This window comes from Kribbella sp. (genome assembly GCF_035687465.1).
In the GTDB taxonomy this organism is placed as follows: domain Bacteria; phylum Actinomycetota; class Actinomycetes; order Propionibacteriales; family Kribbellaceae; genus Kribbella.
This window is the reverse complement of record NZ_DASRXP010000282.1, coordinates 1-21,963: the sequence shown is the minus strand read 5'-3', so window position 1 is coordinate 21,963 and position 21,963 is coordinate 1. Positions and strand designations below refer to the sequence as shown.

The 21,963-nt window shown below is 68.2% G+C and carries 20 protein-coding genes; 9 read left to right on the top strand and 11 right to left on the bottom strand.

Annotation, left to right across the window (positions count from 1 at the left end; translation table 11 throughout):
* From VFG33_RS14075 to nagA, 7 genes are all read left to right on the top strand, one after another.
* Nucleotides 1-876: epoxide hydrolase family protein (locus VFG33_RS14075; protein WP_325026383.1), on the top strand; the 876-nt coding region annotated here is incomplete at its 5' end.
* Between the two features lie 75 nt (nt 877-951).
* Nucleotides 952-2,178, top strand: coding sequence for an ROK family transcriptional regulator (locus tag VFG33_RS14070; RefSeq protein WP_325026381.1), 1,227 nt, complete (start codon nt 952-954; stop codon nt 2,176-2,178).
* Entirely contained in the window at nt 2,175-3,473 is a 1,299-nt protein-coding gene (locus tag VFG33_RS14065; RefSeq protein WP_325026379.1) for an extracellular solute-binding protein, read from the top strand. The genes VFG33_RS14070 and VFG33_RS14065 overlap by 4 nt, the downstream gene beginning before the upstream one ends.
* 87 nt (nt 3,474-3,560) lie before the next feature.
* A complete protein-coding gene (locus VFG33_RS14060) occupies nt 3,561-4,466 on the top strand; it encodes a carbohydrate ABC transporter permease (protein WP_325026377.1) in 906 nt (301 codons plus the stop codon).
* A complete protein-coding gene (locus VFG33_RS14055; protein ID WP_325026375.1) occupies nt 4,463-5,302 on the top strand; it encodes a carbohydrate ABC transporter permease in 840 nt (279 codons plus the stop codon). The genes VFG33_RS14060 and VFG33_RS14055 overlap by 4 nt, the downstream gene beginning before the upstream one ends.
* Before the next feature lie 19 nt (nt 5,303-5,321).
* Nucleotides 5,322-6,797, top strand: coding sequence for a glycoside hydrolase family 3 protein (locus VFG33_RS14050; protein ID WP_325026372.1), 1,476 nt, complete (start codon nt 5,322-5,324; stop codon nt 6,795-6,797).
* Nucleotides 6,794-7,933, top strand: coding sequence for an N-acetylglucosamine-6-phosphate deacetylase (gene nagA / locus VFG33_RS14045; protein WP_325026369.1), 1,140 nt, complete (start codon nt 6,794-6,796; stop codon nt 7,931-7,933). Before VFG33_RS14050 ends, nagA begins: the two co-directional genes overlap by 4 nt.
* On the opposite strand, the gene VFG33_RS14040 is transcribed toward nagA, so the two are convergent.
* The 3 genes from VFG33_RS14040 to VFG33_RS14030 form a co-directional block, all read right to left on the bottom strand.
* Nucleotides 7,903-8,196 (bottom strand): hypothetical protein, encoded by a 294-nt coding sequence (locus VFG33_RS14040; protein ID WP_325026367.1) that lies wholly within the window; start codon nt 8,194-8,196, stop codon nt 7,903-7,905. The two genes, nagA and VFG33_RS14040, sit on opposite strands and share 31 nt — an antisense overlap.
* Nucleotides 8,193-9,788 carry a citramalate synthase gene (gene cimA, locus VFG33_RS14035; protein ID WP_325026365.1) on the bottom strand — a complete coding sequence of 532 codons (1,596 nt, stop codon included), beginning with the start codon at nt 9,786-9,788 and terminating at the stop codon, nt 8,193-8,195. The genes VFG33_RS14040 and cimA overlap by 4 nt, the downstream gene beginning before the upstream one ends.
* 355 nt (nt 9,789-10,143) lie before the next feature.
* Complete coding sequence (locus tag VFG33_RS14030) at nt 10,144-10,545, bottom strand: hypothetical protein (protein ID WP_325026363.1); 402 nt, start codon at nt 10,543-10,545, stop codon at nt 10,144-10,146.
* A 129-nt stretch (nt 10,546-10,674) separates the two neighbouring features.
* On the opposite strand from VFG33_RS14030, the gene VFG33_RS14025 reads away from it, so the two are divergent.
* Nucleotides 10,675-11,463, top strand: coding sequence for a polysaccharide lyase family 7 protein (locus tag VFG33_RS14025; protein ID WP_325026361.1), 789 nt, complete (start codon nt 10,675-10,677; stop codon nt 11,461-11,463).
* 87 nt (nt 11,464-11,550) lie between these two features.
* On the opposite strand, the gene VFG33_RS14020 is transcribed toward VFG33_RS14025, so the two are convergent.
* The 3 genes from VFG33_RS14020 to VFG33_RS14010 all read right to left on the bottom strand — a co-directional run bounded on the left by VFG33_RS14020 (nt 11,551) and on the right by VFG33_RS14010 (nt 13,955).
* Nucleotides 11,551-12,642, bottom strand: a complete 1,092-nt coding sequence (locus VFG33_RS14020) for a branched-chain amino acid aminotransferase (RefSeq protein ID WP_325026359.1) — start codon at nt 12,640-12,642, stop codon at nt 11,551-11,553.
* A 114-nt stretch (nt 12,643-12,756) separates the two neighbouring features.
* On the bottom strand, nt 12,757-13,806 hold the full coding sequence (locus VFG33_RS14015; RefSeq protein ID WP_325026357.1) for a 3-isopropylmalate dehydrogenase: 1,050 nt from the start codon (nt 13,804-13,806) through the stop codon (nt 12,757-12,759).
* Complete coding sequence (locus VFG33_RS14010; protein WP_020392829.1) at nt 13,803-13,955, bottom strand: hypothetical protein; 153 nt, start codon at nt 13,953-13,955, stop codon at nt 13,803-13,805. Before VFG33_RS14010 ends, VFG33_RS14015 begins: the two co-directional genes overlap by 4 nt.
* Nucleotides 13,956-14,205: 250 nt before the next feature.
* Here VFG33_RS14010 and VFG33_RS14005 point away from each other — a divergent pair, with 250 nt between their 5' ends.
* Nucleotides 14,206-14,772, top strand: coding sequence for an O-methyltransferase (locus tag VFG33_RS14005; protein WP_325026354.1), 567 nt, complete (start codon nt 14,206-14,208; stop codon nt 14,770-14,772).
* Nucleotides 14,773-14,915: 143 nt separating this feature from the next.
* Here VFG33_RS14005 and serA read toward each other — a convergent pair whose 3' ends face one another.
* The 5 genes from serA to VFG33_RS13980 form a co-directional block, all read right to left on the bottom strand.
* The gene (serA, locus tag VFG33_RS14000; protein WP_325026352.1) at nt 14,916-16,514 is read right to left on the bottom strand and encodes a phosphoglycerate dehydrogenase; all 1,599 of its coding nucleotides are present in this window, start codon (nt 16,512-16,514) and stop codon (nt 14,916-14,918) included.
* Between the two features lie 94 nt (nt 16,515-16,608).
* Entirely contained in the window at nt 16,609-17,886 is a 1,278-nt protein-coding gene (locus VFG33_RS13995; RefSeq protein ID WP_325026350.1) for a S1 family peptidase, read from the bottom strand.
* A gap of 189 nt (nt 17,887-18,075) precedes the next feature.
* A complete protein-coding gene (gene ilvC / locus VFG33_RS13990) occupies nt 18,076-19,095 on the bottom strand; it encodes a ketol-acid reductoisomerase (protein WP_325026385.1) in 1,020 nt (339 codons plus the stop codon).
* 123 nt (nt 19,096-19,218) lie between these two features.
* The gene (gene ilvN / locus VFG33_RS13985; protein WP_524538131.1) at nt 19,219-19,881 is read right to left on the bottom strand and encodes an acetolactate synthase small subunit; all 663 of its coding nucleotides are present in this window, start codon (nt 19,879-19,881) and stop codon (nt 19,219-19,221) included.
* A gap of 4 nt (nt 19,882-19,885) precedes the next feature.
* The gene (locus tag VFG33_RS13980; protein ID WP_414672953.1) at nt 19,886-21,631 is read right to left on the bottom strand and encodes an acetolactate synthase large subunit; all 1,746 of its coding nucleotides are present in this window, start codon (nt 21,629-21,631) and stop codon (nt 19,886-19,888) included.
* Nucleotides 21,632-21,963 lie beyond the last annotated feature (332 nt).

The window sequence follows — 21,963 nt, the reverse complement described above, 5'->3', positions numbered from 1 at the left end:
CACTACACGACCGAGATCGACGGGCAGAACATCCACTTCGTCCACGTCCGGTCGCCCCGGGAGGACGCCCTGCCGCTGATCCTCACGCACGGCTGGCCGGGATCGTTCCTCGAGTTCCTGCAGGTGATCCAGCCGCTCTCGGAGAACTTCCACCTGGTGATCCCCTCCATCCCGGGCTTCGGCTTCTCCGGACCGACGACAGAGCGAGGATGGGACGTCCACCGAGTCGGGCGCGCTTGGGCAGTACTGATGGAGCGGCTCGGCTACGACCGGTACGGCGCCCACGGCGGCGACTTCGGATCGGGGATCTCCCGCGCCCTGGCCATGGCCGCGCCGGAGCAGGTGGTCGGCGCGCACCTCACCTACCTCCCGGGTCCGCCGCCGGCGGGCGTCACCTTCGACCTCGACGAGGAGGACACCCGCCGGCTGAACCGGATCAAGGAACTGATCGCCAACCGGCCGGCGTACCAGGCGTTGCAGGCGAGCCGGCCGCAGACGATCTCGTACGCGCTGACCGATTCACCGGTGGGGCAACTGGCCTGGATCGCGGAGAAGTACACCGAGTGGACGGACCCGGAGTCGGTGATCGACATCGACGACCTGCTCACCAACGTCTCGCTCTACTGGCTCACCGGTACGGCGGGTTCGTCGGCCCGGCTGACCAAGGAGACCGCCGGAATCGCTCCCCCGGTCTGCACGGTCCCGATCGCCGTCGCCGTCCTGCCGCACGACATCACCCTGGCCGTCCGGGCTCATGTCGAGCATCTTTTCGACGTCGTCCAGTGGACCGAATTCGCCCATGGCGGCCACTTCGCGGCCCTGGAAGTCCCCGAACTGCTGGCCGCGGACATCACCGGATTCTTCATGCGGACGTAACCGCGATCCCTGGACAACGCTTGCCAACCGCCGTTACTGTCTCACCTCAAGTAATTCTATTCATGGTGAGAATAAATGACGAAGCTGGTTCGAGGCAGTGCCGGGACGCGGACGGCCAATCGCGGGGCGATCATCGCCGCGCTGCTGTCGGGTGCCGAGATCGACCGTCGCCAACTGGTCGAGCAGACCGGACTGAGCTGGGCCACCGTGGCCCGGATCGTGGACGACCTGCTCTCCGACGGGCTGGTCCTGGAGCAGCGCAAGATCGTCCGGGAGGGTCCGGGCCGGCAGGCCGTCGCGCTCGGATTCAACCCCCGGGCGGGGCTGGTCTGCGGGATCGACCTCGGTGGCACCTACTGCCGGATGGTGATCGCCGACGGGATCGGTTCGGCGATCGTGAAGTGCCGGGACGAGACGCCGAGGTCGTTGGAGGCCGGGGAACTGGCCTCCTGGATCGCTACTCGAGTCCTCGGGCTGGTCGAGCGGTACGGCGACGGCGTACCGCTGACGTCGGTGGCCATCGGTCTGCCCGGTGTGGTCGCCTCGACCAAGGACCGGGTGGTCGGCGCGTTCAACCTCCCGCAGATCCTCGGGACCACCTTCGTCGAGACCGTCGGCGCCGGGCTCGGCGTACCGACCATGATCGACAACGACTCCAACCTGGCCCTACTGGGTGAACTGCACTACGGCGCGCTGCCCAGGGACGAGACCGTCGTCCTGCTCAGCCTGGGCACCGGTCTCGGCTCGGCGGTCGCCTTCAACCGGCAGGTGCTCGCCGGGCCCGAGGGCCTGCTCGGCGAGTTCGGCCGGCTGCGGCTGCCGGGCCGCAAGGAACGGCTGCGGGATCTGCTGTCCGGTGCGGGGTTGCTCACCCTCGCCCGCGCCGCCGGCCACCGGCTCGGCTCGGCCGACGAGGTGTTCGCCGAACCGGACCGCTTCGGCGACCTCGTCGACGAGATCCACGAGGCCCTGCTCCATCTGGTGTCGATCGTGGCACTGGCGTACGAACCGAGCACGGTGGTCTTCACCGGCGGATTCTCCGGTGCGTTCAGCGACTCCGTGCTGGAGACGGTGAGCGCCGAGACCTACCAGACCGTCGGTGTCCACAGCGACCTGCGGCGATCGGTGCTCGGCGATTCCGGCGGCCTGCTGGGGGCGATGGCCGCCGCCCTGAGCGGCTACTACACCGCGATCGGGGTGGCGCGTCACCAGGTCGCCTCGATCACGACCTCCGACCTCGGTGTCGTGGCCCTGCTGGACGGCTGCGCTGTCGATCAATCAGCGAAAGAGGAACTGGCATGAAGCGTTGGAAGACGGTGGGTGTCATCGGAACGGTCTCGGCCGCTCTCCTCAGCCTGGCGGCCTGCGGTGGTGCCGGATCGAGCGGTTCGGCACCGACGAACGACCTGACGGTCTGGATGATGACCGGTGGCCCGGGTGACAACAAGATCATCGACGACGTGACGAAGGAGTTTGCGAAGAAGCACCCGGACGTCAAGGTCAAGGTCGAGGTGCAGCAGTGGGACAACATCGTCACCAAGCTGACCACGGCACTCGCCTCGGACGACCCGCCCGACATCGTCGAGATGGGCAACACGCAGACTCCGATGCTCACCGCTTCCGGCGCGCTGGCCGAACTGACTGCCGACAAAGCGGACTTCGAGTCCTCCGACAAGTGGCTCGCCGGCCTGGCCGGACCGTCGACGTTCCAGGACAAGCTTTACGCGGCTCCGTTGTACGGCGGGACCAAGGTGGTCATGTACAACAAGAAGATGTTCGCGGCGGCGGGCATCGACAAGCCGCCCGCGACCGTCGACGAACTGCTCGCCGACTGCGCGACGCTGCAGCGGGCACACACCTCGATCCCGAACTTCTCCCCGCTCTACATGCCCGGCCAGTACTGGTTCGCGGGAATGCCGTTCCTGTTCGGCAAGGGCGGCACGATCGCCACCGAGAGCGACGGCAAGTGGACAGCGACCATGAGCAGCGCCGAGAACCAGGCCGGCCTGGCGGAGTGGAAGAAGTTCCAGAACGCCTGCTCGACGAAGTCGTCGATCGGCGCGAACACCGACAGCCCCGACCAGGACCAGATCTTCGCCGACCAGAAGGCGGCGATGATCTATGTCAAGGCCTGGGAGGCCGGCGCGGTGGCGGAGATCAACCCCCAGGTCGCCAAGGACGCGGGCTACTTCATCATGCCGGGCTACCAGTCGGGTTCGCCGCTGCCGGTGATCGTGGCCGGCTCCACCATCGGCGTCGCCCAGAACAGCCCGAACAAGGAGATGGCCGTCGACTGGCTCAAGATCATCACCGGCAAGACCTTCCAGCAGACGATGTCCAAGACCATCCACCAGCTCCCGGTGGTCACGGACTTCCTGCCCACCCAGGGAATGCCGGAGATCCTGAAGCTCGGCGCCCAGGCCGCCACGGTCAGCCGATCACTGCCGTCCACCCCGGGCGAGGCAACCTTGGAGACCGAGAGCTACAACGAGCAGTTCTTCTCGAAGATCGCCAAGGGCAGCGACATCGCTGACGCCGCACAGGAGTACGACAAGCATGCGACTGAGGCCTTCAACGCCCAGTCCGGCCCGCGCTGACGGTCACCGCTGATGACCTCGCTCACCCAAGCACCGGAACCTCGGACCGCGACGCCTCCGCCCACTCCGCCCCGCACCGGGCAGGAGGTGAGAGCGCACCGGATCGCGCGGCTCACGCCGTACGGCCTGATCGTGCCTTCGGTCATCGCCTTCGTGGCCGTCCTCGGCTACCCGCTGGTCCGGCTGGCCTGGCTGTCGGTGCAGGACTTCGGGCCGCGGTCGCTGTTCACCGGCGAGGCGCCCTTCGTCGGTATCGACAACTTCACCCGGGTGCTCGGTGACAGCGATTTCTGGTTCACCCTGCTGCGCACTCTGGTCGTCAGCGTGGGCTGTGTCGGGAGCCTGATGATCATCGGGTTCCTGCTGGCTTCCCTGCTGCGGCAGGTGTCCGGCTGGGCTCGGGTGATGCTGTCGGTCTGCCTGGTTCTGGTCTGGGCGATGCCGATGGTCTCGGCGGCGATGATCTGGCGTTGGCTGTTCGAGCCGCAGTACGGCGTACTGAACTGGGTCATCAGCCAGTTGGGGATCTTCGGCGACTTCTCCGCGCACGACTGGTTCTCCTCGCCACGGCAGGCCTTGTTCCTGATCATCGCGCTGATCGTCTGGAAGGGATTGCCGTTCGTTGCCTTGACGCTCTATGCCGCGATGGGCCAGATCCCCGACGATCTGTACGAGGCCGCCGGCCTCGACGGCGCCGGGCGATGGTCGATGGCGCGCCACATCACGCTGCCGATCCTCGGGCCGGTACTGGCTTTGCTGGTGTTGCTGGAAGTCATCTGGTCGGTCAACTCGTTCACACCGTTCTGGGTGCTGACCCAGGGCGGCCCGGACGGCGGCACCACGACGCTGGGTGTCTACTCCTACCTCGAGGCGTTCACCCGCAACGACTACGGCGGTGGCGCGGCGATCGCGATCCTGACCGTTGTGCTGCTGGCGGCCCTGGCCGTGCTGTACGTCCGCCGGCTGTTCGCCCAAGGTGAGGTCGAAGCATGAGGGCGGCTGGCGCGCCCGGCCGGAAGCGGACCGTGCCGAACGTGGTCGCGGTCCTCGTGTCGATGGTAGTGATCTTCCCGGTCTACTGGATGTTCGCGACGGCGCTGAAGGAGCCCGGCAAGATCCTGTCGGCGACGCCGGAGTTCATCCCGTGGCCGTTGAGCCTGGAGAACTTCAGTACTGCGCTCACGCACGGCTCGTTCCTGCACTACGTCCGCAACTCACTGCTGGTGTCGGTGTCCACGGTCCTGATCTCGCTGGTCATCGCCCTGGGCGCCTCGATCGCGCTGGCCCGCTTCCGCTTCATCGGCCGCCGGGCGTTCCTGGTCGGGCTGGTACTGATCCAGATGGTGCCGGGGTCGGCGATGGTCATCCCCCTCTACCTGATGCTGCGATCGGTCGGCGCGATCGACTTCGTGCCCGGGCTGGTCATCACGTACATGACCTTCGTGCTGCCCTTCACCATCTGGACCCTGCGCGGCTTCGTGGTCGGCATCCCGTTGGAGCTGGAGGAGGCCGCGATGGTCGACGGCTGCGGCCGGCTCCGGGCCTTCTGGCACATCCAGCTCCCGCTGCTGGCGCCGGGCATCGTGGCGACCTCGATCTTCGCCTTCATCAGTGCCTGGGACGACTACCTGTTCGCCTACGTGTTCCTCAAGTCGCAGAGCAACTACACGCTGCCGGTCTGGCTGGTGTCCTTCCAGACGTCCGACGGCATCGACAACGGCGCCACCATCGCGGCGTCGGCGATCTTCTCGCTTCCGGTGCTGATCGTCTTCCTGCTGGTCCAGCGTCGGCTGGTCGGCGGCATGACCAGCGGCGCCGTCAAAGGATGAATCCCCTCAGGAGGATCTTGTGAACGCAGAACTCAACCGGCTGGCCCACGGTGTGCTGTTCCCGGCGCTCGGCCGGCCGCACGTGCCGAACTGGGTCGGTCCGCGGATCGAGGCCGGCCTCGGCGGCTTCGTCATCTTCGGCAGGGACATCGTCGACGGCGATCAGTTCCGGCGGCTCGCCGCCGACCTGCACGAGCTCCGTGACCACGTGCTGCTGTCGATCGACGAGGAAGGCGGTGACGTCAACCGGCTGGAGAACCTGGGCGGGTTCTCGATGCCCGGCAACCGGGCGCTCGGCGAACTCGACGATCCGGAGCTGACCCGTCAGGCCGCCTTCCAGATCGGCCTGTCCCTGATCGAGGCAGGGATCGACTGGGATCTGGCGCCGGCCGTCGACACGGCCGTCAACCCGCTGAGTCCGAACGGGATCCGGTGCTTCGGATCGGATCGCGAGCTGGTCAGCCGCCACACCGCTGCCTGGGTCGAAGGCCTGCAAGCGGCGGGGGTCAGTGCCTGCGCCAAGCACTACCCGGGACACGGTTTGAGCGGCACCGACGCCCACCTGGCGACACCGCTCGTCGACGTCTCCCGGGCCGAACTGCTGGACAGCTATCTCGACCCGTTCCGGGCTGCGATCGACGCCGGAGTGGACAGCATCATGGTGTCCCACGACCTGGTGCCACAGCTCGACGACGTACCAGCCACCATCAGCCGGACCCTGCTCACCGACATCCTCCGCGGCGAACTGGGGTACGACGGTGTGGTGATCACCGACGCCCTCGAGATGTACGGCATCGCCGACGTGGCGCCGCTGCCGGAGGCCGCAGTACGGGCGATCGAGGCCGGCGCCGACGCGCTCTGCCTCGGCTCCTGGGCTTTCCTCGAAGACGTCGACCTGGCGGCCACGGCCCTGGTCGAAGCGGTCGAGAGCGGTCGGCTGCCGTTGGAGCGGCTGCAGAGCGCCAACGATCGACTGGCCCGGTTGGGCACCCGCTCCAAGGCGGACATCGCGCTGCGAGACAACTCGCTCGGCGAGCGGCTCGCCGAGCAGGTCGCGGTCAGCCATGGTGACGTCCGGCTGCGCAGCGAGCACGTGCTGATCATCCGACTCGAGCCGACGCACTCACCGGCGGCCGGTTCGGCGGGCTGGGGTGTCGAGCTGCTCCTGCGCGAGGCCGGCAAGGTGGTGGAGAGCATCGGCTTGTCCGGGCAGACCTACAACGGACCGGGGATGGCTCGGGCCGGGGCCGGCGAGTTCCGCTCGGAGTACGGCGCTGACAGCCAGGTAGTACTGATGGTCCGCGGCGCTCACCGCTTCGACTGGCAGGAGAAGCTGATCACCGAATTGCAAGGCCAGCACCCCGACATGATCGTGGTCGACATGGGGGTGCCAGGCACCGACTACTCGGGCTTCGCCGGCTGGATCCAGACCTTCGGCAGCGCGAGAGTCTGCTCTGAGGTCGCGACCCGGCGACTGCTGGGAACGACTCGTTGACCCAGCTCACTCTGGTCAACGTCCGGATCTGTACTCCGGACCCGGCGCCGGCCGACGGCTGGCTGCGGATCGAGGACGGCGTCATCGCCGGCTTCGGCCGCGGTCAGCCTGAGCCGGGTGGGGTGGTGATCGATGTCGCCGGGCAGTGGCTGCTGCCTGGCTTCGTCGACACCCACTGCCACGGCGGCGGTGGCGCGGCCCTCTACTCGGGTCAGGTCGACGACGTGGTCCGAGCGGCACTCACCCATCTGCGACAAGGCACCACCACGCTGATCGCTTCAGTCGCGACGATGCAGCTGGACCGGATGCTCGCCGCCGCGGCAGCGATCGCCGAGGCAGTCAGCAGCGCACCGAACATCCGCGGGATTCATTTCGAAGGGCCGTTCCTGTCACCGCAGCGGCGAGGCGCGCAGACGGAGTCAGCCCTGCTGATCCCCGACGAGCAGGTCTTCGCGCGGCTGATGGAGGCGGCGGGCGGGCTCGCGATCTCGATGACGATCGCCCCTGAACTGCCCGGCGCGATCGAGCTCATCGAACGGCACCATCAGCTGATCACCTTCGCCGTCGGCCACACCGACGACGACGGAACCCGGACCAGGCAGGCCTTCGACGCCGGCGCACGGACCGCGACCCATCTGTTCAACGCGATGCCGGCGATGACCCATCGTCGGCCGGGGCCGGTCGGCGCGGCTCTGCTCGACGACCGGGTCGGCTGCGAACTGATTGCCGACGGCATCCATCTGTCCCCGGAGGCCCTGGTCATCGCCAGCCGAACCGCCGGCCTCGAACGGACGATGCTGGTCACCGACGCGATGGCGGCGACCGGCCTGGGCGACGGTGACTACTCCTTCGCCGATCGGCACGTCGAGGTCCGTGACGGCGTCGCCAGACTTCGAGGCACCGAGACGCTGGCCGGATCCGTGCATTTCCTGTCCGACGCACTCGCGACCGTCGTCCGTGTCCTGGACCTGAGCCTTCCTCAGGCCACCGCGCTGGTCGCCGGCAACGCGGCCCGCCACTACGACTGGCAGGACCGCGGGACGGTTGCCGTAGGCAAGACCGCCGATCTCGTGGTGATGTCCGACGACCTGACCGTCGCGGGTGTCTACCTGGCCGGCGTACCGGCCCGTGCGTAGGTGACGTCGAGGACGCCGATGATTTTGTCGAGGCGGGCGGCGACGCGGCCGGCGTCGAAGCCCGCTCCCTCGACGACGATCCGGAGGGTGCACGACTCGAGGCAGAGCTTCAGTTCGCGGACGTCGTACGGGTTCAGCTGGACGGCGATCCGCGCGAGCAGCCCGCGCGTCTCGACCACCTGCGCGGTGAACGTGGTGACAACACGATCCGGTACTGCGTACGCCGGCGCGACGTCCGCAGTACGGGTGTCGACCATCGTCATCGGACAACCTCCTTGTGGCGAAGCAGACCGTAGGTGAATCCGTCGACGAGGGCCTCCCAGGACGCCTCGACGATGTTGTGACCGACCCCGACCGTCACCCAGGAACCCTCGCCGTCGGCGGTCTCGATCAGAACTCTGATCACCGCGTCCGTGCCGTGTCCCTGGTCGAGGATGCGGACCTTGTAGTCGACGAGGTCGAACTTGTTCACCACCGGATAGGCCCGCTCGATCGCGGTCCGCAGCGCGTGGTCGAGTGCGTTGACGGGTCCGTTGCCCTCGCCGGTGACGATCTCGCGCTCACCACCGGCGAACAGCTTCACCGTGGACTCCGACACCGCCTCGCCGTCGGCGCGCGATTCCGTGATCACGCGCCACGACTCGACGTCGAAGAAGCTCGCGCGACTGCCGGTGACCTCCTCGGTCAGCAGCAGTTCGAAGGACGCGTCCGCTGCCTCGAAGGTGTAGCCGCGGGACTCCATCTCCTTCACCCGGTCCGTCACGCGACTCACCAGTTCGCGGTCGCTGCCGAGATCGAAGCCGAGCTCGCGACCCTTCAGTTCGACGCTCGCCCGGCCGGCCATCTCCGAGACCAGCATGCGCATGTCGTTGCCCACCCGGGACGGATCCGTGTGCTGGTAGAGATCGGGATCCACCTTGATGGCACTGGCGTGCAGCCCCGCCTTGTGGGCGAAGGCGGACACACCGACGTACGGCTGCCGGGTCGACGGCGGCACGTTCGTCACTTCGGCGATCGCATGCGCGATCCGGAAAGACTCGGCCAGCCGGCCGGGCGGAAGCAGTTGCATCTCGCGCTTGAGTTCGAGGTTGGCGACCACCGCGAGGAGATCCGCGTTGCCGGTGCGTTCGCCGTACCCGTTGATGGTGCCCTGGACGTGTGTGCAGCCGGCCTCGACCGCGGCGATCGAGTTGGCCACCGCGCAACCGCCGTCGTTGTGGGCGTGGATGCCGAGCCGGGCGCCCGTGGTCGCCAGGACGTCGCGGACGATGTCCTGCAGTTCGCGCGGCAGCGTGCCACCGTTCGTGTCGCACAAGGCGATCACGTCGGCGCCCGCCTCTGCCGCGACCCGTACTACCTCCAGCGCGTAAGCACGGTTGGCGCGGTACCCGTCGAAGAAGTGCTCGGTGTCGAGGAAGACCCGCTGACCGTTCTCGCGCAGGTGCTGGACGGTGTCGGTGACCATCCGCAGGTTCTCGTCGAGGGTCGTCCGCAGCGCCCGCTCGACGTGCGCATCGTGGCTCTTGGCAACCAACGTGACGACGGCCGCACCGGACTCGCGCAGCGCCGCGACCTGCGCGTCGTCGGCGGCCTTGGCTCCCGGCTTGCAGGTCGCGCCGAACGCGGCGAAGGTCGCGTGCCGCAGGTGCAGTTCGGTCCGCGCCCGGGCGAAGAACTCGGTGTCCTTCGGCACCGCCCCCGGCCAGCCGCCCTCGATGAAGCCCACGCCCAGGTCGTCCAGGTGCTGCGCGATGGCGATCTTGTCCGCGACGGACAGCGCCAGACCCTCCTGCTGCGCGCCGTCGCGCAGGGTGGTGTCGTAGACGTGGAACGTGTCGGCCTCGGGTGTGCTCACGAGTGTCGCCTTCCGGTGGGCTGGCTGCGGATGCCGATGGTGGTCGGGGGCAAACAAAAAACCTCCCGCGGGGTGCGAGAGGTCTGCGCGCTCAGGTGGTGCTTGCTGAGCGCGCCTAGCTAATGATGACCCGGTAGTTCTTCATAACAATTCGCAGTCTGCCACACCCTGTCCAGGAGTTGGCGAAATGTCTCGCAACTCGAACATCCGGTACGCCGACCAGTACTCCCGCGCCCACCAGAGTCCACCTCCTCGCATCCTTCGGTCCCACTTCGCCCTTTTCGGAGACCTCGGTGACACAGACTCCGTCTCCCGAAAAGGGCGAAGTGGGACCGAAGGATGCGAGAGGAAGGGGTCAGGCGGTCAGGGACCAGGCTGGGTCGTCCCAGGCGGTGTAGAAGTCGTCCCGGCTGAGCGGCCGCAGACCCCACTCGTCCCGGTCCAGCGCCTGGTCGGTCAGCATGCTCTCGTCGTCCTCCAGGTGCTGCCACCAGTACCGGGTGATCGTGCCGTCCTCGGCGGCGCCGAGCTGGCGGACCACCACCCACTCCCGCTCGTGCCAGACCGCCTCGAACAGCCAGTCGGTGCCGGCCTCGTCCGCCCGGGCCCCGAACGTGCGCGGCGCGGTCCCCCGGTCGAGGTCGCGGATCAGCTCCACCGTCGAGCGGATCGCGCGCACAGTGTCGGCCGGCCAGTCCCGCCTGCGCGCGAGCTCCGCGTAGTAGGTCTCGACATCGTCCGGGAAACTGCTGCTCATACCCTGCCTTCGGCTCGGTGGCGAATGGGCCAGACCTTACCGTGGATGGCAGGGTCCGGTCATCCGTCGTCAGGGGGATTGCCGACGGCAAATACTCGGTGGAATCGTCCCTCAGCGGAGGTTTCCCGAATGACTGCGTACGACCTGCTCGCCACTCTGCTGGCGGCCATCATGTCCGCGACCGGCGCCACCACACCTGCGCCACCCGGCAAGGTCGAGCCGCCGAAGGTCACTCCGTCAACGCCCCAGAAGCCCGCCGGATCGGCGCCCTCCGGCATCCTGAATCTGACGAACTGGAAGCTCACCCTGCCGACCGGTTCCAGCGAGGATCCGTCCGAGGTCAAGCAGCCGGCTCTGACCGGCTACTCCAAGAGCCCGTACTTCGTAGTCCAGGGCAACGGGGTCCGCTTCCGTGCACCGGTCAACGGGGTCACCACCGGTTCCTCCAGTTACCCGCGCTCCGAGTTGCGCGAGATGACCGGCGGCGGGAAGAACAACGCGAGCTGGTCATCCACGTCCGGGACGCACACCCTGACCGTCGATACCGCGATCACCCACCTGCCGGCCGACAAGCCGCACGTGGTCGCCGCTCAGCTCCACGACTCCGAAGACGACGTGACCGCGTTCCGGCTGGAGGGCAGCAAGCTGTACCTGACCAATGGCGACACCACGCACTACAAGCTGATCACCAGCGCTTACAAGCTGGGCCAGCGCTTCCAGGCCAAGTTCGTGGTCAGCGGAGGTCAGGTCAAGGCCTATTACAACGGCACCCAGGTCGGCTCGCTCTCGAAGAGCTTCTCCGGCGGCTACTTCAAGGCCGGTGCCTACACCCAGGCGAACTGCTCGAACTCGAGCCCCTGCAGCGCCACCAACTACGGCGAAGCGATCCTCTACAAGATCACCGCCACCCATTCCTGACCCTTCTGCCCCCTCCCCTAGCGTCCGAAGAACTGGAGGGACGTCCCTCCAGTTCTTCGGACGCAACGGGTTAGAGGTGCAACGGGTTCAGAGGATCTTGGTCATCCAGTTGTGGGTGTCGGCGGCGCGGCCGTACTGGACGTCGAGCAGGGCGGTGCGGACCGCCGCGGTGACGGGCCCGCCGTTGCCGTCGGCGACCTGGACCTCGCCGCCGTTCCACTTCAGCGAGGCGACCGGGGTGATCACCGCCGCCGTACCGCAGGCGAAGATCTCGCGGATCCGGCCCGAGGCCGCCCCGTCCCGCCATTCGTCGATGGAGATCTTCCGCTCGGTCACGTGGTGCCCGAGGTCGGTGACCAGCTTCAGGATCGAGTCCCGGGTGATGCCCTCGAGAATCGTGCCGGACAACTCGGGGGTGACCACCGAGTCGTCGTCGAACACGAAGTACAGGTTCATCCCGCCGAGCTCTTCGACCCACTTCTTCTCGACCGCGTCGAGGAAGGCGACCTGGTCGCACCCTTGCTCGGTGGCCTCGGCCTGGGCGAGCAGCGACGAGGCGTAGTTGCCACCCGTCTTGGCCGCGCCGGTGCCGCCGGGAGCTGCCCGGGTGTACTCCTCGCTCAACCAGATCCGGACCGGCTTGACGCCGTTCGCGAAGTACGAGCCGGCCGGGGACGCGATCGCGCAGTACGTCACCTGGGCCGACGGGCGGACGCCGAGGAACGGGTCGGAGCCGAACATGAAGGGCCGCAGGTACAGGGAGGTCTCGCCTCCGCTGGGGACCCAGGCCTTGTCGATCTCGACCAGCTGGTGCAGCGAGTCCAGAAACGCCTCTTCGGGCAGTTCCGGCAGCGCGAGCCGCCGGGCGGACCGGGCGAACCGGGCCGCATTCGCCTCCGGGCGGAACATGTGGATCGAGCCGTCGGGGTGCCGGTACGCCTTCATCCCCTCGAAGACGGTCTGGGCGTAGTGGAACACCGAGGTCGCGGGAGACAGCTCCAGCGGACCGAAGGCGGTGATCCTTGCGTCGTGCCAGCCGTTCTCACGGGTCCACGTGGCGATGGCCATGTGGTCGGAGAAGTACTGCCCGAATCCTGGGTTCGCCAGGATCTGGGCGCGCTGGTCGTCGCTGGCCGGATGGGTATTGGGCTCAACGGTGAACTGCAGATCGGCGCTCATAGCCGCACCGTACCTCGTGCCGAAGTGGTCAGGCGAGCATGCCGCAGGGACCCGAAGCCGCCGCACCGGCGCCCGGCGGCGCCGGCCTGGCAGGCGGAGTACGCCGACATCCCGTCACCCGGCCGCGCGCTTGGTGATCGCGTCACCGATCTCGGCCGTGGTCCGGGCAGCGCCGGTGCGCTCCTCGATGTCGGCCGTCACGGCAGCCTCGATCGCCGCGGCTGCCTCGGTCAGGCCGAGGTGGTCGCAGAGCAGCGCGGTGGACAGGATCGCGGCGGTCGGGTCGGCCTTCTGCTGACCGGCGATGTCCGGGGCCGAGCCGTGCACAGGCTCGAACATGCTCGGCGCGGTCCGGTCCGGGTTGATGTTGCCGCTCGCGGCCAGGCCGATCCCACCGCTGATCGCGGCGGCGAGGTCGGTGATGATGTCGCCGAACAGGTTGTCGGTGACGATCACGTCGAACCGGGCCGGGTCGGTGACGAGGAAGATCGTCGCCGCGTCCACGTGCAGGTAGTCCACCGCGATCTCCGGGAACTCCTTCGCGACCGCGTCGACGGTGCGCTTCCAGAGGTGGCCGGCGTACACGAGCACGTTGTTCTTGTGCACCAGGGTCAGCCTCTTGCGGGGCCGCGCCTGCGCCCGGGCGAACGCGTCGCGGACGACCCGCTCGACGCCGTACGCGGTGTTGACGCTCACCTCGGTGGCGATCTCCGCCGGGGTGCCGACGCGGAGGGCGCCGCCGTTGCCGACGTACGGGCCCTCGGTGCCCTCGCGGACGACGACGAAGTCGACCTCGCCCGGGTTCGCCAGCGGGGAGCCGACGCTCGGGTAGATCTTCGAGGGGCGCAGGTTCACGTAGTGGTCGAGGGCGAAGCGGAGCTTCAGCAGCAGGCCGCGCTCGAGGACGCCGGACGGCACCGTCGGATCGCCGACCGCGCCGAGCAGGATCGCGTCGTGCTTGCGGATCTCCTCGAGCTCAGCGTCCGGCAGCGTCTCACCAGTGGCGTGCCAGCGCTTCGCGCCCAGGTCGTACTCGGTCCGGTCGAAGGTCACGCCGTGGTTCGCGCTGACCGCGTCGAGCACCTTGAGGGCCTCGGCGATCACCTCGGGCCCGATCCCGTCGCCACCGACGACAGCCAGCGTGAAGTTCTTGTCAGTGCTCACTTCTTGGGTTCTCCCCCGTTGTCGCGGCGGTTCATGGCTTCTTGGACTGGCTGGGTCTCGGCCTGGCGTGGGGCGGGCCGACGACGGCGGGCTGCCTTGCGCTCGCGTCCGTCGACGACCTTCCAGTTGGCCGGATACATGTCGTACATGCTGCTCTCCCGTTGGTATCGCTATCAACGGCCGACGGTGGCGCTACCGGGCGGGAGGTACGCCGGAACCCGCGCCGGGGGGTCGGCCTTAGCGAACCCCGGCGCGGCAACGAATAAGGCGTACCGCGAACTGCATGATGGGCTCGAAGATACTCTGGTGTGCGACTAGTTCGCCACAATGCGGGCAGGTCGTCCCGGGATATGAGATACCAGTGACAACGCTGGCCCGATGCTGTGCAACTCTCAACCGGTGAGCGCTCCTCCAGAACTACCGCCGCTGGTTTCAGCGGCCCTCAGCCTGTCCGGTCGGCGCGGATTCGTCAGCGCCACCCGCAACGAGACCGGTCGACTGCTCGCGACTCTCGCCGCGTCCCGGACCGGAACCCTCGGCGAGGTCGGCACCGGCTGCGGCGTCGGCTCGGCCTGGCTGCGGCACGGCGCCACCGACGACACGAAGATCGTCACGGCCGAGAGCGATCCGCAACTGGCGAAGGTGGTAGCCGAACTCTTCGCCGAAGACGGCCGGATCGAGGTGCTGTCGGCGGACTGGTCAGCCCTGATCGAGCGCGGTCCGTTCTCGCTGCTCTTCGTCGACGCTCGCGAAGCAAAACTCTCCGCGCGCGACGTGATCGCCGAAGCAGTAGAGCCCGGCGGCTTCGTAGTACTCGACGACTTCACGCCATCGATGGTCTGGCCCCCGATGTACGAGGGCCGGGTAGACACCGTCCGCCAGGAATGGCTCCAAGACAAACGCTTCACCACCGTCGAGGTCATGGTCGCCGCCGACGCCGCAGTACTACTAGCCACCAAGCGCTGAAAAAGGTGGGCCCAGGTTCTCCCGGCGGGAGGAACCTGGGCCCTGGCCGGCCGCCATGCGCCTGCGGGCGGCAGGCCGGTCTTGTCTTCTAGTGTGACTTCACCCGCGGGTCAGCGCGCCCCCGCGGGTGTTACAACGTCGGCTCAGACCTCGAGGTCGACGGTGCGGGCGGTGTCGGCCTGGACGGCGGTGGCGATGTCGTCGAGGACGGTCGGGGCGATGCTGGAGTCGACGCTCAGGGCAACCAGCGCCTTGCCGCCCTTGCGGTCGCGGCTCACCTGCATGCCGGCGATGTTGATGTCGGACTCGCCCAGGATCCGGCCGACCTGACCCACGATGCCCGGCCGGTCCTCGTAGCTCAGGAAGGCCAGGTGGGCTGCCAGCTCGACCTCGAGGTCGAACCCGTCGATCTCGACCAGCCGCTCGGACTGCTTCACGCCGACCAGCGTCCCCGACACAGATACCTGACCGCCGTCGGCCAGCGTCCCGCGCAGGGTGATCAGGTTCCGGTGCTCCGGGCTCTCGTGGTCGGTGACGAGCCGGACCTCGAGCCCACGCTCTGCCGCCAGCAGCGGTGCGTTCACGTACGAGACGTTGTCCTCGACAACATCCGCGAACACGCCCTTCAGCGCGGCCAGTTCCAGCACCTTGACGTCGTACTGCGTGATCTCGCCGCGGACCTCCACGTCGAGCTGCTGGGCAACGCCACCCGCGAGGGCGGTGAAGATCCGGCCGAGCTTCTCGGTCAGCGCGATCCCGGGCCGGACGTCCTCGGCGATCACGCCGCCCTGGACGTTCACCGCGTCCGGAACCAGCTCACCGGACAGCGCGAGCCGCACCGACTTCGCGACGGCGATCCCGGCCTTCTCCTGCGCCTCGTCGGTCGACGCACCCAGGTGCGGAGTGGCGACGACGTTCTCGAGCTCGAACAGCGGGGAGTCCGTGCACGGCTCCTTGGCGAACACGTCCAGCCCGGCAGCGGCCACCCGGCCTTCCTTCAAAGCGGAGTACAGGGCCTGCTCGTCGATGATGCCGCCGCGGGCCGCATTCACGATGATGACCTCGGGCTTGACCTTGTGCAGCTGCTCGTCGCCGATCAGGCCGATCGTCTCCGGCGTCTTCGGCAGGTGCACGGAGATGAAGTCCGAAGCCGCGAGAAGCTCATCCAAAGAAGCGAGCCGGACGCCCATCTGGGCGGCGCGACCGGCCTGAACGTACGGGTCGTACGCGATCACGTTCATGCCGAAGGCGGCCAGCCGCTGGGCGACCAGGACGCCGATCTTGCCGAGGCCGACGATGCCGACGGTCTTCTCGAAGAGCTCGACACCGGAGTACTTCGACCGCTTCCACTCGCCGTTCTTCAGCGACTGGTCGGCGGCCGGGACCCGGCGGGCGGCGGCGAGCAGCAGCGCGACGGCCAGCTCGGCGGCGCTGACGATGTTGGAGGTCGGTGCGTTGACGACCATCACGCCGGCCTGGGTGGCGGCCTTCACGTCGACGTTGTCGAGACCGACGCCGGCGCGGGCGACGACCTTGAGCTTCTTCGCGGCGGCGAGCGCCTCGGCGTCCACCTTGGTGGCGCTGCGGATCAGGATGGCGTCGACGTCGGCGATCGCCGGGATCAGCTCGGCGCGGTCGGCGCCGTTGGTGTGCCGGATCTCGAAATCGGGGCCGAGCGCTTCGACCGTGGCCGGGGACAGTTCTTCGGCGATCAGGACGACAGGCCGGGTTGCGACAGTCATGGAGGACATCTCCTGCAGAAGCGGTAGGGGGCTCGAAAAATCAGAGCACCGCGCTGTGCCCGCTGGCCATGATGCTACCAGCCGCCGAACAGGCTCAGCCGTCCGTCTCGCAGCTCGCGTCACGCGACATGCTGACCGCGTTGTCGATCCGCAGTCGCTGTTCCTCGCGGATCAGGCTGTAACGGATGTCGAACCGGCCGCAGTACTGTCCCACCGCCCCGACGTTCTTCGGCGAGAAAAGCACCGTGAACGTCATCCGCGCCGTCGCGTTGTTGTCGCCGCCGGCTGCCGACACCTCGGTGATCACCGCATCGAAGGCATACGAGGTGCCGTGCTTCTGCGCATCCACCTTGGGGCCGCTCGTCTTCGCCAGCCGGTCCGAGTAGGTCTCCCCCATCGCGATGAAGTCGTGCTTGTTCAGCGCGTCGAGGTACGCCCCGAGCACCTGCTGGGCCTCCCCCGCGAGCGGCGTGTTGGCCACGGCCAGCTCGGGTTCGACCGGCGCCTGCGGACCACGCGCCTGGCAGGTGCCCACCGGCTCCGGGGGGATCGACGCACCCGTCCCGACGTACGGGCGGAGGGCGTCCAGCGGGACGACCTTGCTCGAGGCAACGGTGTCGCCCGTCACCAGGCCGATCAGCTGGCCCCTCGAGTCGAACATCGGCGCGCCGAGCGATCCGGCGCCGACGATGTCGGCGAGCCGGCGCGGGTTCTGGGTCGTTCCGGCCTGCTGGACGAACTGGTCTCCGTCTAGGTCGTATCCGACCAGCGCGCGGTCCGCGCGCTGGTCGGGAAGCTTGGGGGCGAGGGAGGCAGTGGGGTTGTTGTCCAGCCGGCCGATCATCCGCAGGACGGCGATGCCGTCGGGATTGACCCCGAGCACGTTGGCCCGGCGTACTCGTCCGTCGGAGGTGACCAAACCCACCGAGACAGGCTTCCGGATCGCCGAGGCGGCGGTGAGGACGATGCCGTTGCCCAGCAGTACGCCGGACGCCTGGCCGGTCCCGCCGCAGGTCGTCGCGAGGACCCGTACGACGGTCCGGCCGCTGGTCTGCAGGACTTCGCCGGTGTCGAGGCTCAGACTCTGCTCCCGCACCAGCCAGCCGGCGCCGGCACCGACCACCAGCACGAACACGACCAGCGGGATCAGGAACCGGAACCGCAGCCGCGGCGGCATCGGCGAACCAGCCGGTTTGTTCGAACCCCGCGGTCCGTTCGGTGCGGTCGGACCGTTCGCGCCCGCGGTTGGTCCGGTCGAGGCGTTGGTCCGGGGCTGGATCGTGGTTCGCGGTCCCTGCGTGTCTTCGGCGGAGGCCCAGCTCGGGATGCGGCGAGGAGGCCTCGGCAGTTCGCGCCTGCCGTCGTCCGCCATTCCACTGCCTCCCCAGTCCGAGTCCCCCGATTCTGTCAGAGAACAGCCCAACCCCCGGTACTACGGAACGCCGCGCCCGGGCGATCCGGGAAGGCGGGACGGGGTTGCCGCTCCCCCGGTGGGAGGGGGACGGGCCGACGCCCGGCTCCGGGTGGTGCGTGGAGCCGGGCGTCGTGGGTGGTGCTGGGGTCAGCGGGCGGCGCTGCCTTCTACGTAGTCGTCGTCGTGGGACTTGACCCATGCCATCAGGCCGCGCAGTTCCTTGCCGACCGCCTCGATCGGGTGCTCCTGGCTCTTCTTCCGGAACTCGGCGAACTCCGGCGCGCCGGCGTCCTGGTCCGCGATGAAGCGGGCCGCGAAGGTGCCGTCGGTGATCTCACCGAGGACGTCCTTCATCCGCGCCTTCACCGACGCGTCGATGATCCGCGGGCCGGACACGTAGTCGCCGTACTCGGCCGTGTCGGAGACCGACCAGCGCTGCTTGGCGATCCCGCCTTCGTAGATCAGGTCGACGATCAGCTTCAGCTCGTGCAGGCACTCGAAGTACGCGACCTCGGGCTGGTACCCGGCCTCGGTCAGCGTCTCGTACCCGGCCGTGATCAGCGCCGAGACCCCACCACAGAGCACCGCCTGCTCACCGAACAGGTCGGTCTCGGTCTCCTCGGTGAAGGTGGTCTTGATGCCGCCGGCGCGCAGTCCGCCGATGCCCTTCGCGTATGACAGGGCGAGGTCCCACGCCTTGCCGGAGGCGTCCTGCTCGACCGCGACGAGCACCGGCACGCCACGACCCTCGCTGAACTCACGGCGGACCAGGTGTCCCGGGCCCTTCGGCGCGACCATGAACACGTCCACGCCGGCCGGCGGCTTGATGTAGCCGAACCGGATGTTGAAGCCGTGCCCGAAGACGAGCGCGTCGCCGTCCACCAGGTTCGGCTCGATGGCCTCCTTGTAGAGACCACGCTGGGCCGGGTCCGGCGCCAGCACGACGATGACGTCGGCCTCCTCGCACGCCTCGTACGGGGTCAGCACCCGCAGGCCCTGGGCCTCGGCCTTGGCGCGGCTCTTCGAGCCTTCCGGCAGGCCCACCCGGACGTCGACACCGGAGTCGCGCAGGGACAGCGCGTGGGCGTGGCCCTGGCTGCCGAAGCCGAGCACGGCCACGTTGCGGCCCTGGATCACCGACAGGTCGGCGTTGTCGTCATAGAACATTTCTGCTGCCACTGGGAGCTCGTCTCCTTGGATTCTCTGTAGGTCGTGCCGGTACTACGTGCTGCCGGCCGGGGTTGGTTCGATCCTGCCGCCGGGCAGGTGGTTCGCCTGGTGGTAGACCGCTCAGCCCTGGCGGGCGGGAGCGGCGGGGCGGTGACCCGGCGGCGGCGCCGGCACCGGGTGGTTCGGGTGTACGCCGGCCGGGGTGGCCGGTGCGTTCGCGGGACGGGCCTGCAGGGTCGGGGAGCCCGACGCCACGTGCGGCGGCGGGACCGGGACCGGGCGCAGGGTGCGGTCGGAGATGGAGCGGCTGCCCCGGCCGATCGCGACCATGCCGGACTGGACCAGCTCGCGGACGCCGAAGGGTTCCAGCACCCGGAGCATGGCTTCGAGCTTGTCGGGATTACCGGTCGCCTCGATGGTGATCGCGTCCGGAGCCACGTCCACCACCTTCGCACGGAACAGCTGGACGGTTTCCAGCACCTGTCCACGGGTCAGGGTGTCCGCCTTGACCTTCACCAGCAGCAATTCACGCTGCACGGTCGCGGCCGGCTCGAGTTCGACGATCTTGATCACGTTCACCAGCTTGTTCAGCTGCTTGGTGATCTGCTCCAAAGGCTGCTCGTCCACGCTGACCGCGATGGTCATTCGGGAAACCTCGGGGTGTTCGGTCGGCCCGACCGCGAGCGAGTCGATGTTGAACCCGCGGCGCGAGATCAGCGCCGCGACCCGGGCCAGCACGCCGTGCTTGTTCTCCACCAGGATCGAAAGAGTGTGCTTGGTCATGAGTTCAGTCCTCCGAGTCCCAGTTCGGCGCCATGTCGCGGGCGATCTGGATGTCGTCGTTGCTGGTGCCGGCGGCGACCATCGGCCAGACCATCGCGTCGCGGTGCACGACGAAGTCGACCACCACGGGCTGGTCGGTGACCGACATCGCCTTGTCGATGGTGGCGTCTACGGACTCCTTGTCCGAGCAGCGCAGCCCGACGCCGCCCATCGCCTCGGCCAGCTTGGCGAAGTCCGGGATCTGCGCCGAGTGCAGGTCGGTGTTGGAGTAGCGCTTGTCGTAGAACAGCGTCTGCCACTGCCGGACCATGCCGAGCGACTGGTTGTTGATCACCGCGACCTTGATCGGGATGCCCTCCAGCGCACAGGTGACCAGCTCCTGGTTCGTCATCTGGAAGCACCCGTCGCCGTCGATCGCCCAGACCGTCTTGTCCGGCCGGGCCACCTTGGCGCCCATCGCGGCGGGCACGGCGTACCCCATCGTGCCGAGACCGCCGGAGTTCAGCCAGTGCAGCGGCTTCTCGAACGGCAGGTAGTGCGCGGCCCACATCTGGTGCTGGCCGACGCCACTGGTGTAGATCGCGTCCGGCCCGGCGATCTGGCCGATCCGCTGGATCACGTACTGCGGGGACAGGCTGCCGTCCTCCGGTTCGTCGTACCCGAGCGGGTACTTCTTCTTCACCGAATCCAGCAGGCCACGCCAGGCGGAGTAGTCCGGGGTCCGCCCGTTGGCGGCGATCTCGGTCTGCAGCGCCGCGATCAGGTCGGTGATGACCTCCTTGCAGTCACCCACGATCGGCACGTCGGTGACCCGGTTCTTGCCGATCTCGGCCGGGTCGATGTCGGCGTGGATGACCTTCGCCTCGGGCGCGAACGACTCGAGCTTGCCGGTCACCCGGTCGTCGAACCGGGCCCCCAGGCAGATGAGCAGGTCCGAGCGCTGGAGGGCGCCCACGGCCGAGACCGAGCCGTGCATGCCGGGCATGCCGAAATGCAGTTCGTGCGTGTCGGGCAGGGCGCCGCGAGCCATCAGGGTGGTGACGACCGGGATGCCGAGGAGCTCGGCGAGCTGCTTGAGCTCGGCGGACGCCTTGGCCCGGATCACTCCACCGCCGACGTACAGGACGGGTTTTTGGGCGGCGGCGATCAGCCGGGCCGCTTCGCGCACCTGCTTGGGATGCGGGCGGGTCACCGGGCGGTAGCCGGGCAGCGAGAGTTCCGTCGGCCAGACGAAGTCGACCTTGGCCTGCATCGCGTCCTTGGTGACGTCCACTAGCACCGGGCCGGGGCGACCGGTGGAGGCGATGTGGAACGCCTCGGCGATCGTGCTGGCGATGTCGTTCGGGTCGTTCACCAGGAAGTTGTGCTTGGTGATCGGCATCGTGATGCCGCGGATGTCCGCCTCCTGGAAGGCGTCCGTACCGATCGCGGCACTCGCGACCTGGCCGGTGATCGCCACCAGCGGCACCGAGTCCATGTACGCGTCGGCGATCGGCGTCACCAGGTTGGTCGCGCCCGGACCCGAGGTCGCCATACACACGCCGGTCTTGCCGGTCGCGGAGGCGTAGCCCTGGGCCGCGTGGCCCGCGCCCTGCTCGTGACGTACCAGGATGTGGCGGATCTGGGTCGAGTCGAGCATCGGGTCGTACGCCGGGAGGATCGCGCCACCCGGGATGCCGAAGACGGTGTCCACCCCGGCATGTTCCAGTGCGCGGATCAGAGCCTGTGCCCCGGTCAGCTGCTCACTCATGAGTGCCTTCCCTTGTTTGTCACGGTAATTCTCTTGTGCCGTTTGTTGCGATCGATCGTCCTCGGCCCTGGGGCTCAGGACCAGCTTCCGGATCACGGAACCTCGCCCTGGCAAACAAAAACCCCCTCCGCCGGGTGGGCTGAAGGGGGCGCGTCGACTCGGTGGTCGCGTCAGTCGGCGCGCCGCACAAGTACGAGGAGAATCGATCGCATGAGCCATACGATTGCGGACTCCGCGTGATTTGTCCACCCACGTGGACAAGAGTCTCACCCACCGAGATCCCGCCCTTCCCCACCTCCGCCACTCCCTGCCGCCGCTCAACCGCAAGCGGG